This window comes from Niallia sp. WK069_GA_01 (assembly GCF_983173855.1).
The window spans coordinates 4,627,733-4,642,619 of sequence record NZ_OZ470138.1 but is presented as its reverse complement, the minus strand read 5'-3'; the positions used below and the strand labels follow the sequence as shown (position 1 = coordinate 4,642,619).

Genomic DNA, 14,887 nt, shown 5'->3' with positions numbered 1-14,887 from the left:
TTAGAAGGCTCGTTTCCTTGTTTGGAAATCGAGCCTTCTTGACTTCTATTTTACCCTATCATTTAGATGATGGTCTTGCTCTGAGATGTCTAGCGAAGCAGGTGAATCATTATCTTGTTCTGGAAAAGAGGCATCATCTTTAGATTCTCTTCGGATTGTTCCACAAGTGATGCATTGGCCGCTGTAATAATAATTAAATTTATGGTATCCACGTAATTTGCAGATTAGTTCTCCAAATAGCAATTTTTCCAACTCCTTTATTTGCTCTTATAAAATTGTACTACAGGCAAAATGGTGTAAGGATTAAATAAACGTAACGAAGCTTCCGAGTTGATGACAAAAAGACATTTTCGTTAATTTTTTGCAACAAGATAGTTATACAACTCATAAATCTAATAACGAATAGCTAACTATTTTTCTAAGGTTCTAACAAATTATTTGGAGGAACTTTTATGTTTTTAAATCGTAGAGAATAGATGGGATAGAAAAAATATTGAATATTTAGGGTTAAGGGTTTGAAAATTCCAATAAAGATATAATTCATGTAAAATATAGAAATATACGAAAAAATCTGGATAATTAAGTGATTTAATAGAGGAGGCAAATAGATGGGAGTAATGCTTAGCAAGGGGCAAAAGGTAGATTTAACAAAGTCTAATCCTGGATTAAGTAATGTTATAGTTGGCCTTGGATGGGATATTAACCATCAGGGGGCAAATTATGATTTAGATGCATCGGCATTTCTACTTGGCGCTAATGGGAAGGTACATAGCGATACAGACTTTATTTTTTATAACAATCCAAATGGCGCAAACGGTTCCGTTATGTATAGTGGGGATAATCGGACGGGGGCAGGAAATTCGGATGATGAACAAATTCGGATTGATTTAATGCGTGTCCCACCATCCATAACTAGGATAGCTTTTACGATTACCATACATCATGCTTATGAAAAAGGACAGAATTTTGGGCAAATTGCCAATGGGTATGTCAGAGTATTTAGCGAAAGGGATCATGTGGAATTAATACGATTTAATCTTGGAAGAGATTATACGGTAGAAACGGCAATTGTAGCAGCAGAGTTATACCGACATAATGGTGAATGGAAATTTAATGCAATAGGTAGTGGGTTTCAAGGCGGATTGGCTGCACTATGTCGAAATTTTGGCGTGACAGTTGATGATGAGCCGGCATCGCAGCAATTAAACACGTCCTATGCAGAGCCGAACTATTCTCCTTCTTTTTCAGCACCTCCTTCTCCACAGCCTTCTAATCAACACCAGTATTACACCTCGCATGCAGGTTATGGACAAGCTTCTCCGTCCAATTATGGGTCAAATCATGGATATTATCCGCCGGCATCGAATGGGCAAGCAGCTCCAAGTCAAATGTATGGTGGGGATAACGTTGTTTGTCCACGATGCAATAGTACTAATGTCCGAACTGGTGAAAAGGGGTTCGGTTTAGGAAAAGCAGCTGTAGGAGGATTAATTTTAGGTCCAGTTGGTTTACTCGGAGGTTTCATTGGAAAGAATCAGCTAAAGTTTACTTGTAATAGCTGCCGAAACAGTTGGTCTCCTTCTAAAACAGATTATGCAGAATGGGGAAGACAGCAAAAACAAAAAGCGAAAGAATTGTTTATGCGCTTTAAAAGTCCTGATGTATTAGATGCTGTTGTAGCAGCTTGTGCGTTAGTAGGAATGGCAGATGGAAGGCTAGATCCTTCTGAAGAGAGAAAAATGCTTGAATTTATTAATGAAAGTGAAGAGTTGCGGGTTTTTGATACCAATAAGGTGCTGCAGCAGTTTAAACAATTTGTAAGACGTATAGAATATGATCAAATCATTGGTAGGGCAGAATGTTTTAGGGCTCTTGGGAAAGTTCGTTCTAAGCCTGAAATTGCTAGACTTGTTGCACGATATTGTATTGCAATTGGCTATGCAGACGGTCATTTTGATCAAAGAGAAAAGCAAGTAGTAATGGAGATATGTCAGGAACTTGGGTTAAATGCAAATGAGTTTTTATCTTAAGTGGTTAATAAAGGGGAGAGAGTGAAAGTTTAATATGCTGTAATTGATTCAGTGTTAGGCTGCTCTGAAAAAAGCTTTGGCTCTCTCAAATAGTCCGCAGCATGCATACACTTCGCTTTCCTGCGGGCAGGCGCTGAGCCTCCTCGCTGCGCTGCGGGGTCTCGTCTTTCTCGCATTCCCGCGGGAGTCTTCGTGTATGCAGGCTGCTCCCTGCTTATTTAAAACAAACTGCTTTTTTTCATGCGCTATGGTGCAAAATTTGGTGTATAGGTGTCTACCCTGATTTTTCTTTGGGTTATTAATTATAGTAAATATAAATTAGGAAAAACTGGAGGATGAGAATGGCGCAAAATAAAATGAAAATTAACAGAATAATTGAAAATATCGAGAAGGTAATGATTGGAAAGCGTGAAGTGGCGGAATTAAGTTTGATTGCGTTATTGGCTCAAGGACATGTTCTTTTAGAAGATGTACCAGGAGTAGGTAAAACAATGATGGTCCGGTCTTTGGCCAAATCTGTTGGAGCAAATTTTAGAAGAATTCAGTTTACACCGGATTTACTTCCTTCTGATGTTACTGGTGTGTCCATTTACAATCAAAAAGAAATGGAGTTTCAGTTTGTTCCAGGACCTATTTTAGGGAATATCATTTTAGCAGACGAAATAAATAGAACATCTCCTAAAACGCAATCTGCGCTTCTTGAAGCAATGGAGGAAAGCAGTGTTACGATAGACGGCATTACGCATCAGCTGAATAAGCCCTTTTTTGTTATGGCAACACAAAATCCGATTGAATATGAAGGAACATACCCGCTTCCTGAAGCACAATTAGATCGATTTTTATTAAAAATGAGAATTGGCTATCCAAAAATAGAGGAAGAAATGGAAGTGCTGACAAGGCTGCAAATACAGGCTCCAATTGAAAATTTAGAATCTGTCGTTACTTTAGAAGAATTATTGCTGCTGCAAAAAGAAGTAAAGCAAGTATATGTAGATGACACAATTAAACAATATATCGTGCAGCTTTCTAATGAAACGAGAATAGACCCTAGTGTTTATTTAGGTGTTAGTCCAAGGGGGTCTATTGCTTTAATGAAAGCAGCGCAAAGTTATGCTTTTATACTAGGGCGTAATTATGTCATACCAGATGATATTCAATATCTTGTAAAAGCGGTATTTGCTCATCGAATTATTTTAAAATCAGAGGCAAAGTTTGAAGGGATAACTGCAGAAGATGTAATAAAACGTGTTGTATCCAAAGTTTCCGTTCCGGTACAAAGGTTAGTGAAATAAATGAAAGTATTTCTCAAGAAACTTATCCCGATTTGGAAGCTGATTATGTTATTTGTATTAATTGGGATAACATTTTCTTATGCGATGTTTCAAGGTGGCTTTGTCAGTTGGTTTTTATTCTATAGCTTTCTTCCGTTTGCCTTGTATGGCTTGCTTTTAGCTATCTATTCTGTGAAAGGTTGGAAGGTAGTCCGATTGATTGAAAAGCATGAATACAACGCCAAAGAGACGATGAAAGTAGAATTGGAATTAACAAGAAACACTTATTTCCCCCTTTTTTATATGTTGGTTGAGGATTCGTTAAGCCTTTCATTAACGGAAGAAATGAGCGAAAAAAAACTGTTGCTGCCGGCTTTTAAAAGACAAATGAAGTTTCACTACGTATTGAAAGAATTGCCTAGAGGGGAGCATATCTTTTATCATACAAAAATAAAAATCGGTGATCCCCTTGGATTAATGGAAAAAGAGGTAGCAATAGCTAATGTAGAAAAAATTGTTGTTTATCCAACATATGAAGAAATGATTTATAAACCGTTTGAAAATCACTATGATCAAGGAATGACGACTTCAAAGGAAAGAGTGCAAAGAGATACAACAATGGCTGTTGGAATAAGAGAATATCAGCCAGGTGATCGCTTTTCCTGGATTAATTGGAAAGCAAGTGCAAAACGAAATAATATGATGACAAAGGAATTTGAACAAAGACAGTCTCACGATATTATGATTGTAATGGATGGGCAAGAAAATCCGCGATTTGAAGCAATTGTTTCCTTTACGGCAACATTAATTCGGGCAATCTTAAAAAAGGGCGCTCAAGTTGGTTTGCTTTCTTTTGCAGAAGAAAAAATAACCTTTCCAGTCAGAGGAGGAGAAAGTCAGCAGCAATTGTTATTTTATCATTTGGCAAAGGTTAAACAGGATAGCAGGGTTTCTTTGGCTCAATTAATCGAGAATGAAAAATCTGCATTACATCAAAGTGCAACATTAATGCTTGTTACGGCTAATCTATCCAAGGAGCTAGTGGAAAAAACAAGTTATCTTGCCAGTAAAAAATTTCACATCTGTATTTTTTTAATAAAAGATGCAAAGGAAATGTTAACAGATAAGGAAAGACAGCTAAGAGCTGCTTTATCTTCAAGAGGTATTCGAGTGGTTCCGGTATCAACTGGAAGATTTCAAGATGCTTTTTCGGAGGTGAAAACTGGATGAGCAGGCAAGTGCAGTCAAGAACCTCAGCTAATTTCATTCTTTATGTACTTGGTTTATTCCTTATTTGGGAATGGTTACGACCAATAGGGGAATTAACGAATACTGGAAATGTAAAAGTGTTTATTCTCTTTTTAGTTCTCTCCTTTTTATTAGCATTCTTTCGTATAGCAGCGGTTTTTAGCGGGCTGGTGAAAGTAATATATATTGTATATATTCTTCATTATTTATATGATGATACCCCTTTCCTAGCCTTTAATTGGATTGGAATGTTTCTTTCTGAAATTCTGCAAAATCTAGCTATTATGTTTGACACGAACTGGCCGGAAATGTCTGATATGTTTAAAAGTTTATTGTTTTTTATTTTATTATGGCTGATGGCATATTTAATAGACTACTGGCTTATTAGAAAAAGAAGGATTTTTACCTTTTTTTTGCTGACGATGATTTATATTACCGTATTGGACACTTTTACACCATATAATGCAGAGGATGCGATTGTTCGTACTGTAATAATCGGCTTTACTGTTATGGGAATGCTGACTTATTTCCGTCTAAGAGATAAGGAAAGACTAGAGAATGATAACCGCTTTTTGTTGAAATGGATGGTTCCGCTCCTTGTATTTGTTGCGATTAGTGCAGCAATTGGATATATATCACCAAAGGCTAAGCCAATTTGGCCAGATCCTGTACCATTTATTCAATCGATGAGCAACAAAAGTGTGAATGAAGGTGCTGGTGGTGGCGGAGTAAAAAGAGTTGGTTATAGTGCTGATGATTCTAGGTTAGGTGGCTCTATCCAAGGAGATGACACCGTTGTATTCGAAGCAGAAGTGGAGTCGCCTCATTACTGGAAAGTGGAGACAAAGGATACTTATACGGGAAAAGGCTGGATTCAATCGGATCGAGCAATGGCATTAAATGAATCGGAATCTTCCTTTTTTTATGAGGGAGAGGAAATTCCCTTTCTTTCTTATGAAGAAGGAGATAATGTAAAACTAACAAAATATCGAAGTAGGGTGAAATTCGTTCAGTCTTTTTCGTATTTGTTATATCCCTTAGGTGTTCAGGATGTAATTGGAAATGAATTGAGTTTTATGATAGAAAGTGGAAACGAACGTATTGTACTGCAAGATACAATTGATTCTTACACTGTACGATATAATAAACCGCAGTATAGTTTAACGGCTTTAACCAATGCTGATATGGAGAAATTTGCAAGAGGAAACGAAGAGATGTTTAGGCGGTATGTACAGCTTCCAGATACATTGCCACAGCGAGTTATAGATTTAGCTAATGAAATAACGAAAAACGAAGATAATGCTTTTAATAAAGCAAGGGCAATTGAAAGGTATTTCTCACAAAATGGCTTTGTTTACAGTCAAAGTGGTGTAACGATACCGGGAGATGAGGCTGATTATGTCGATCAATTTTTATTTGAAACAAAATTAGGATATTGTGATAATTATTCCACTTCGATGGTTGCGTTATTACGTTCGATTGGCATTCCGGCAAGATGGGTAAAAGGCTTTACTGAAGGAGAAGTAAAGAGAAGCAATGGAAGCACTTCTATTTACGAAATAACAAATAACAATGCCCATTCTTGGGTAGAAGCTTACTTTCCGGAAGTAGGATGGGTGTCATTTGAACCAACACAAGGTTTTTCTAATGAAAATAGCTATATAAATGATGTCAGAAATGAAAGCCATGATAAGGAAAAGACAGAAGAGGAAAAAAAGAAAGACGCAGCAAACCCAACGACTCCAAAACCAACACCAGAAGAACAGAATGCAGCATCACAAAAGAATTCATGGTCTTTTACCGAATGGTGGAACAAGGTGAAGTTGTATAGTCAGAATTATTGGGAAGAATATCTCGGCAGCCTAATAGGAATTATTTTTATAGGATGGCTGATACTTGCATTTCGTCACAAATGGATGCCATATTATTTCATTTGGAAGTTCAGAACTAAAAATAAAGAAGAAGATTTTCCGAAAGCATATTTAATACTATTAAAATCATTAGAAATTGCTGGAATGGGAAAAGAAGATAATCTTACATTAAGGGAATACGCTAAGCAAATAGATCACTTGTATGAATCGAATGAAATGGTCATATTAACGACAAAATATGAGGAATATTTATACAAAGGTTCTTTAAAAACGAGCCGTTGGATTGAATTAAAAGAATTGTGGGAAAATTTAATTAAAAGAACAACGTCTTGACCATCAATTCGACATGTTGTTACAATATTCACATCTATATAATTTACCTTCATATATCCTCGATAATATGGTTCGAGAGTCTCTACCGGATCACCTGAAATGGTCTGACTATGAAGGCAGATGAAGTCTTCATGAAAAATTAGGATAATGGCTTGAGGCGATTACTCTTCTTTTATTTACGTTGAGACTAGAATTCTGCCTTCGTTTTTTTTGGAGGAGGATTCTAGTTTTTTGTTTATGCTTAATTGGTAGACGAAAGAGATAAACATTATTTTGAATAAAGTCAAAGGCTAGTTTGGAATTTTTTTATCTTTTTAGCATGAATTTATCGTATTAAGAAAAAATAGTAAAAAGAGTATGTTTTAAAATAGACAGATGGGGTGAAGAATGATGGGGAAAACAAGTATTCAAGATCAAGATATGATTGTAGTTCTTGATTTCGGTAGTCAATATAATCAATTGATTACAAGACGTATAAGAGAATTTGGTGTTTATAGTGAACTACATCCACATACGATTACGGCAGAAGAAATTAAAAAATTAAATCCAACAGGAATTATTTTCTCTGGTGGACCAAACAGTGTTTATGATGAAAATGCATTTGGCTGTGATGAAAAGATATTTGATTTAGGTCTTCCTATCTTTGGTATTTGTTATGGTATGCAGCTTTTGACAAAGCATTTAGGAGGAAAAGTAGAAAGAGCAAAACATCGTGAGTATGGTAAAGCGGTCTTAACGATTGAGCATGAAAGCAAACTTTTCTCTGAATTGCCAAATGAGCAAACAGTATGGATGAGCCATGGAGATTTAGTAGTAGAAGCACCAGAAGGTTTCCGTGTGGATGCAACAAATCCATCATGTCCAATTGCATCTATGAGCAATGAAGAAGCAGGGTTATATGCTGTTCAATTCCACCCAGAAGTTCGTCATTCTGTTTATGGAAATGATATGCTGAAGAATTTTGTATTTGGCGTTTGTGGTTGTAAAGGCGACTGGTCGATGGAAAACTTCATTGAAGTTGAAATGGAGAAAATTCGTCAGACAGTTGGCGATAGACAAGTTCTTTGTGCACTAAGCGGCGGAGTAGATTCATCTGTTGTTGCTGTTTTAATTCATAAAGCAATCGGCGATCAATTAACATGTATTTTCGTCGATCATGGCCTGCTTCGTAAAGGAGAAGCGGAAAGTGTAATGAAAACTTTTGCAGATGGCTTTAATATGAATGTTATTAAAGTAGATGCAAAAGAACGTTTCTTATCTAAATTAGAAGGTGTAAGTGATCCAGAGAAAAAACGTAAAATTATCGGCAATGAATTTATTTATGTGTTCGATGACGAAGCAACGAAATTAAAGGGTATTGATTTCCTTGCACAAGGAACACTTTATACCGATATTATTGAAAGTGGAACAGCAACTGCTCAAACTATTAAATCACATCATAATGTTGGCGGTCTTCCAGAAGATATGCAATTCCAACTAATTGAGCCGTTAAATACTTTGTTTAAAGACGAAGTAAGAGCATTAGGATCAGAATTAGGGATTCCAGATGATATTGTGTGGAGACAGCCATTCCCAGGACCAGGCTTAGGTATCCGTGTTTTAGGTGCTATTTCGGATGAAAAATTAGAGATTGTTCGCGAATCTGATTATATTTTGCGTGAAGAAATTAAAAAAGCTGGTTTAGATCGTGATATTTGGCAGTACTTCACTGTGTTACCAGATATCCGCAGTGTTGGAGTAATGGGCGATGCTCGTACGTATGATTATACAATCGGAATCCGTGCGGTTACTTCCATTGATGGCATGACATCTGACTGGGCAAGAATCCCATGGGATGTTTTAGAAGTTATCTCAACAAGAATTGTAAATGAAGTAGACCATATCAACAGAGTAGTTTATGACATTACAAGTAAGCCACCAGCAACGATTGAGTGGGAGTAGATTCAAATTAAAAGCGTCTAGATTATATTTCTAGGCGCTTATTTTTTATTATATTACATATAGTGGATTAAATTTTACAAAAAACGAACAATTTATTTTGTTTGTATAGTAATGTTCGTGTTAATATATTGACGAATGAAAGACATGCTGATAAACTAAATTGGCAACTGAAAATAAATTTTACTCGTATAATATTGGAGAATATGGTCCAAAAGTTTCTACCGAGCTACCGTAAATAGCTTGACTACGAGGTATGTGGATAAATAGGAAGTTTAATGAACTATTATTATCTTTATTTCTGTTTCCTATTCACAAAACCCTTAGTCAACGCTCCTGATATTTGGAGTGTTTTTTTCGTTTGATTCAACAAAAGAGAAAAGGGAGACATACAACAATGAAAAAGTTTTTTCAATTTGAGGAATTAGGTACAAACTATCGTAAAGAATTTCTAGGCGGTTTTACTACGTTTCTAGCAATGGCGTATATTTTGGCACTAAATCCGTTTACATTAACGTTAGGAGATATAACAGATCTTAACCCGGCACTCAGAATGGATTACGGAGCAGTATTCGTTGCAACAGCATTAGCTGCAGCAGTCGGTTCATTAATAATGGGGCTATTCGCTAATTATCCGATTGCCCTAGCACCAGGACTAGGGTTAAATGCATTTTTTGCTTACACGGTGGTTTTAACACAGCAGCAACCATGGCAGCATGCTTTAGCTGCAGTATTTATTTCAAGTGCATTTTTCTTACTATTAACGATTTCAGGCTTGCGTGAGAAAATTATAAATGCCATTCCTGTGGAGTTGAAATTGGCAGTTGGAGCAGGAATTGGTTTGTTTATTACATTTATTGGCTTGCAAAATTCGGGAATTATTGTCGATAATCCAGCTACACTTGTTCATATTGGTGATTTAACGGACCCTAAAACATTATTAGCTATATTTGGGATTTTTGTAACAATCATTCTAATGGTAAGAGGAATTCATGGCGGAGTTTTTTATGGGATGATTATTACAGCAGTAGTTGGAATGATTTTTGGAGTAATTGATCCACCACATAAAATAGTAGATTCTGTTCCAAGTATGGAACCAACTTTTGGTGCATTATTCTCAGCGTTTGGAGACAGCAGTTTCTATACACAGAGTATGCTGGTTGTTATTTTGACCTTTTTATTCGTAGATTTCTTTGATAATGCAGGAACGCTTGTTGCAGTAGCGAATCAAGCGGGATTGATGAAAGATAATAAATTGCCGAGAGCAGGAAAAGCTTTATTCGCTGACTCAATTGCTTCTATGTTAGGATCTATTTTTGGTACATCTACTACAACTTCTTTTATTGAGTCTTCGGCAGGGGTCGCAGCAGGGGCTAGAAGTGGATTTGCAGCAGTTGTGACAGCAGGATTCTTCTTATTGTCATTATTTTTCTCTCCATTGTTATCTGTTGTTACTTCTTCTGTAACAACACCAGCTTTAGTAGTAGTTGGGATATTAATGGTTTCTTCTTTAGGGAAAATAGAATGGACAAAATTTGAAGTGGCGGTACCTGCATTCTTAACGATTATTGCTATGCCGTTAACATACAGCATTGCAACAGGAATTGCTGCGGGATTCCTTTTCTACCCAATTACAATGTTGGTAAAAGGCCGTAGAAAAGAAATAAATCCAATTATGTATGTGTTTTTTGTTATTTTCGCTTTGTACTTTATATTCTTGCAGTAGTGATAAAAAAGAAAGAGAGAATCGCTTCAGGATTCTCTCTTTCTTTATGCATAAAATAAGGGGTATTACTATTTTTCTTGTTGCGAATTTATTGATTTCTGTAAAATCTTTTTCCCTTTTTTAAAAGGTTAGCGGGTAATTTGTAGTAATTTTTCGTTGACTTCCTATTAAGACTTTAATAACATTAAGATGTCTAGAAGTCTGTCGGAGCGAGGAAAACAATATGCCTAATCTACTAATAAAGAAAGCACTGAATAATAACGTGCTTATAGGAGAACATCCATCCTATGGTGAAGTCGTATTAATAGGAAAAGGAATAGGTTTTAACCAGAAAAAGGGTGACTATATCAATGCGGATGTAGCAGAAAAATTTTTCGTGTTAAAAAATGAAAAAGAGCAAGTGAATTATTTAAAGCTTCTTCCTCACGTAGACAATGATTTGCTAGAGGTAATTATTTCTTCGATTGAACTCATTAAAAGTAAAACAAATGCGGTGCTAAATGAACATATTCATGTAGCGTTAACGGATCACATTATTTTTGCAGCTTCAAGGCTGTCAAAAGGTCTTGTTTTAAACAACCCGTTTTTAATTGAAACGAAAGCTCTCTATCCTTTTGAATATCAAATTGCAGAAGACGTTGTGAAGTTGATTGAAGAACAAAAGGGCCTTCATCTACCTGTAGGTGAAATCGGTTTCATCGCGTTGCATATTCATAGTGCGATGATGAATAAAAATCTATCAGAGGTAAATCAACATTCTCAACTAGTAACACATTTAGTTAATTTAATTGAAGAGCAATTAAATATGAAAATTGATAAAGACAGTATCGATTATATGAGATTAGTTCGTCATTTGCGTTTTACAATAGAAAGAGTTCATACAGGGGAAAAAGTAGAGGAACCAGAAAAAATAACTTCTCTATTGAAAGATGAATATCCGCTATGTTATAATCTTTCATGGAAGCTCATTAAAGTAATGCAACAAACATTGAAAAAAACAGTATTTGATGCGGAAGCAGTCTATCTGACTATGCATCTACAAAGACTTCAAAAAAAAGTTAAATAGCTATTATCTTATAACGTGTTACTGATACGATCAGGCATGAGTGAAAAAGATGATTGATTTGAAAGTTTTAGGGTAATCTAGCCCTATAGCTTCTTTCAGTTATCTTCACTCATGCCTGTTTTTGTTTTTTGACTTTTTCAATGATAACGCTTCTATTATGAGCGGATAAACTTAGGAGGTAAGCGAAATGTTTAAAAAGTTGTTTGGTGTTTTGCAAAAAGTTGGTAAAGCACTTATGTTACCGGTTGCTATTCTGCCGGCTGCAGGTATTTTACTTGCGATAGGTGTAGCACTTGGAAATCCAGTTTTAGTAGATATCGCACCTTTCTTGCAGAATAGCGGAGTAGTAATGGTTGCTTCTGTTATGAAAGCTGCAGGTGGAATTATATTCGATAACCTTTCTTTCTTGTTTGCAGTCGGTGTTGCAGTTGGTCTGGCTGGAGGAGAAGGTGTTGCTGGATTAGCAGCCATTGTTGGTTACTTAATTATGAATGTAACGATGGGAACCGTACTTGGTATTGATGCGAAAGATCTTGGGGAAGTAGGATCTGGATACGTTTCGGTCCTAGGAATACCGACTCTTCAAACAGGAGTTTTTGGAGGGATCATTGTTGGTATTTTGGCAGCTTCTATGTATAATCGTTTCTTTGAATTAGAACTTCCGCCTTATTTAGGTTTTTTTGCAGGGAAACGTTTCGTGCCGATTGCGACAGCGGTAAGCTCTGTTATTTTAGGATTAATTATGATAGTTGTTTGGCCTTCCGTTCAACATGGTTTAAATAGTTTTTCTAACTTGTTGTTAAATGGTAATTTAGCAGTATCAGCATTTATCTTTGGTGCATGTGAACGTGCCTTAATTCCATTTGGATTACACCACATTTTTTATGCTCCGTTTTGGTTTGAATTTGGTACGTATGTAAACAAAGCTGGATTAGCCGTACATGGTGACCAAAAGATGTTTATGGAACAAATCAAAGATGGTGTTCAAAATTTAACAGCTGGAACATTTATGGTAGGGAAATTCCCGTATATGATGTTTGGATTACCTGCTGCTGCTTTAGCGATTTATCATGAAGCTCGACCTGAAAGAAAAGCAATCGTTGGTGGTTTAATGTTATCTGCTGCATTAACTTCTTTCTTAACAGGTATTACAGAACCATTAGAATTCTCATTTCTATTTGTTGCACCAGTTTTATTTGGTATTCATGTTATCTTTGCAGGGTTATCTTTTATGACGATGCATTTATTGAATGTTAAAGTTGGTATGACTTTCTCTGGTGGTTTAATTGACTATGTATTATTTGGTTTAATTAATCCCCAAACAAATGCGTGGATTATTATTCCTGTAGGTATCGTGTTTGCACTAATTTATTATTTTGGTTTCCGTTTTGCAATTCGTAAATTCAACCTTAAGACACCTGGACGTGAAGATAAAGAAGCGGATGATTCACCTGTTGGCGCTACTAGCGACCTTCCTTATGAAATTTTGGAAGCAATGGGTGGACAAGAAAATATTGCGCATTTAGATGCTTGTATTACACGCCTTCGTGTTGAGGTTAAAGATAGTAAAATAGTCGATAAGGATCGTATGAAAAAATTAGGTGCTGCAGGGGTTCTTGAAGTTGGTAATAACATTCAAGCAATATTTGGTCCTCGTTCTGAAACGATTAAAGGACAAATGAAAGATGTTATGAGCGGAAAAAGACCACGTCCTGTTGAAACACCATCAATGGATAAAGAAGTTTCCCAACAAATTGAAGAAGTGAATCCATCGCCTCTACAAGGGGATGTAGAAGGAAATGATTCGTTTGTTGCACCGATTAAAGGACAATTAATTCCGATTACAGAAGTTCCTGACCAAGTATTTGCTGGTAAAATGATGGGTGATGGATTTGCGATTATCCCGTCAGAAGGTACAGTAGTATCTCCTGTAGACGGTAAAATTGTTAACTTATTCCCGACGAAACATGCTATTGGCATTTTGGCGGACTCTGGCCGTGAAATCCTTATCCACTTTGGTATTGATACCGTTAAGTTAAAAGGTGAAGGTTTTGAAACATTAGTTGTGGAAAATGATCGAGTAACAAAAGGTCAGCCATTATTGAAAGTGGATTTAGACTTTATTAAAGAAAATGCAACATCTACAACGACTCCGGTTGTCTTTACAAATCTTGCAGAAGGTGAGTCTGTGAAGATTAACAAGGAAGGTAATGTAGAGTTAAAAGAAGAAGAAGTTGTATCTATTAAAGATGAAAATGCAGCAACATCACAAGAGGAAGCTTCTGATTCTATTAGTGCACCAATCAAAGGACAATTAGTACCGATCACTGAAGTTCCAGATCCAGTATTCTCTGGTAAAATGATGGGTGATGGATTTGCGATTATTCCATCAGAAGGTACAGTAGTATCGCCGGTGAACGGTAAAATCGTTAATTTATTCCCGACGAAACATGCTATTGGCATCTTAGCTGATTCAGGTCGTGAACTTCTAATCCACTTCGGTATTGATACTGTTAAGTTGAAAGGTGAAGGTTTTGAAACATTAGTTTCAGAAAACGATCAAGTTACTCAAGGTCAACCATTATTGAAAGTGGATTTAGACTTTATTAAAGAAAATGCAACATCTACAACGACTCCGATTGTCTTCACAAATCTTGCAGAAGGTGAGTCTGTGAAGATTAATAAGGAAGGTAATGTAGAGTTAAAAGAAGAAAATGTTGTTTCTATAGAAAAATAAGAAATAGATTTAATATAAGAAGAAACCCAGTTTTTCAAGAACTGGGTTTCTTTTTGTTTATAAGGTAAGAAAGTCTGCTGAAGTCTGATAAGTATCTAGCTCTAGTGAGTATTGCCCCATGCCTCTAAAAGGAAAAAAGCACTTTTGGAGTTATGTGAGAACATTTTTCTTTAGAGCTGTTCAAGGCTCTCCGCACTTTTCTTATAAGGTAAGAAAACGTTCCTGTATTTAAAGTAAAATGAGGTTTGAATGAAAAAATCCTCTTGGTATGATACGAGGTGTCCGGAGCTGCGCAGCGAAAGGACCCTTAATTGAACCAGGGAGGATTTCGTATGAATCAAAAACAAAACGCAAAAATTTTACAACTGACAGAAGTAACTTTAATAGAAGGAATAGACATCACCAAACAGAAACTGTAGCACGAGTACAGAATTTTAGAGGAAATGAAAATACAGGTTTTAATAGCTTGATGTCTTGGATTGATATGGTAAAGAATTATTATTGGGGTGGAGTCAACGTCCGCTACTGGCTTCCGTTGGTTGGCTTGTTGGGTAAAAAGGAAAAAAAGTCGGGTAGAAATGAAAGACGTTGTTAGCCTGGTATGACTTCATTCAATCTCAGATATAGGAAAGAAAAGAATTGCCGCATTCTTGTAGGCGACTTACAA

Annotated in this window: 9 protein-coding genes and 2 riboswitches; of the genes, 8 read left to right on the top strand and 1 reads right to left on the bottom strand. The window is 36.2% G+C overall.

Going from position 1 to position 14,887, the window contains the following annotated elements; translation table 11 throughout:
* Nucleotides 1-45 precede the first annotated feature (45 nt).
* Entirely contained in the window at nt 46-243 is a 198-nt protein-coding gene (locus AC5LWL_RS21580) for a hypothetical protein (RefSeq protein WP_493436219.1), read from the bottom strand.
* A gap of 365 nt (nt 244-608) precedes the next feature.
* Between AC5LWL_RS21580 and AC5LWL_RS21575 the strand changes: the two genes are divergently transcribed.
* The 8 genes from AC5LWL_RS21575 to ptsG all read left to right on the top strand — a co-directional run bounded on the left by AC5LWL_RS21575 (nt 609) and on the right by ptsG (nt 14,220).
* Nucleotides 609-2,030, top strand: a complete 1,422-nt coding sequence (locus tag AC5LWL_RS21575) for a TerD family protein (protein WP_493436218.1) — start codon at nt 609-611, stop codon at nt 2,028-2,030.
* 341 nt (nt 2,031-2,371) lie between these two features.
* Complete coding sequence (locus AC5LWL_RS21570) at nt 2,372-3,322, top strand: AAA family ATPase (RefSeq protein WP_493436217.1); 951 nt, start codon at nt 2,372-2,374, stop codon at nt 3,320-3,322.
* Between the two features lie 45 nt (nt 3,323-3,367).
* Nucleotides 3,368-4,531, top strand: a complete 1,164-nt coding sequence (locus tag AC5LWL_RS21565) for a DUF58 domain-containing protein (RefSeq protein WP_493436216.1) — start codon at nt 3,368-3,370, stop codon at nt 4,529-4,531.
* A complete protein-coding gene (locus tag AC5LWL_RS21560; protein ID WP_493436215.1) occupies nt 4,528-6,753 on the top strand; it encodes a transglutaminase TgpA family protein in 2,226 nt (741 codons plus the stop codon). The genes AC5LWL_RS21565 and AC5LWL_RS21560 overlap by 4 nt, the downstream gene beginning before the upstream one ends.
* A 29-nt stretch (nt 6,754-6,782) precedes the next feature.
* A riboswitch (purine riboswitch) is annotated at nt 6,783-6,884 on the top strand.
* 256 nt (nt 6,885-7,140) lie between these two features.
* Nucleotides 7,141-8,694 (top strand): glutamine-hydrolyzing GMP synthase, encoded by a 1,554-nt coding sequence (gene guaA, locus AC5LWL_RS21555; RefSeq protein WP_493436214.1) that lies wholly within the window; start codon nt 7,141-7,143, stop codon nt 8,692-8,694.
* Nucleotides 8,695-8,858: 164 nt separating this feature from the next.
* Nucleotides 8,859-8,961, top strand: a riboswitch (purine riboswitch).
* Between the two features lie 127 nt (nt 8,962-9,088).
* Nucleotides 9,089-10,417, top strand: coding sequence for an NCS2 family permease (locus tag AC5LWL_RS21550; protein WP_493436213.1), 1,329 nt, complete (start codon nt 9,089-9,091; stop codon nt 10,415-10,417).
* A gap of 223 nt (nt 10,418-10,640) precedes the next feature.
* Nucleotides 10,641-11,483 carry a glucose PTS transporter transcription antiterminator GlcT gene (glcT, locus tag AC5LWL_RS21545; RefSeq protein ID WP_493436212.1) on the top strand — a complete coding sequence of 281 codons (843 nt, stop codon included), beginning with the start codon at nt 10,641-10,643 and terminating at the stop codon, nt 11,481-11,483.
* A 187-nt stretch (nt 11,484-11,670) separates the two neighbouring features.
* Nucleotides 11,671-14,220, top strand: coding sequence for a glucose-specific PTS transporter subunit IIBC (gene ptsG, locus AC5LWL_RS21540; RefSeq protein WP_493436211.1), 2,550 nt, complete (start codon nt 11,671-11,673; stop codon nt 14,218-14,220).
* Nucleotides 14,221-14,887 lie beyond the last annotated feature (667 nt).

Excerpts from the sequence above, each read along its gene's own strand:
- AC5LWL_RS21575 (WP_493436218.1), top strand. The coding sequence starts at position 609 with ATGGGAGTAATGCTTAGCAAGGGGCAAAAGGTAGATTTAACAAAGTCT.
- AC5LWL_RS21570 (WP_493436217.1), top strand. The coding sequence starts at position 2,372 with ATGGCGCAAAATAAAATGAAAATTAACAGAATAATTGAAAATATCGAG.
- AC5LWL_RS21565 (WP_493436216.1), top strand. The coding sequence starts at position 3,368 with ATGTTATTTGTATTAATTGGGATAACATTTTCTTATGCGATGTTTCAA.
- AC5LWL_RS21560 (WP_493436215.1), top strand. The coding sequence starts at position 4,528 with ATGAGCAGGCAAGTGCAGTCAAGAACCTCAGCTAATTTCATTCTTTAT.
- guaA (WP_493436214.1), top strand. The coding sequence starts at position 7,141 with ATGATGGGGAAAACAAGTATTCAAGATCAAGATATGATTGTAGTTCTT.
- AC5LWL_RS21550 (WP_493436213.1), top strand. The coding sequence starts at position 9,089 with ATGAAAAAGTTTTTTCAATTTGAGGAATTAGGTACAAACTATCGTAAA.
- glcT (WP_493436212.1), top strand. The coding sequence starts at position 10,641 with ATGCCTAATCTACTAATAAAGAAAGCACTGAATAATAACGTGCTTATA.
- ptsG (WP_493436211.1), top strand. The coding sequence starts at position 11,671 with ATGTTTAAAAAGTTGTTTGGTGTTTTGCAAAAAGTTGGTAAAGCACTT.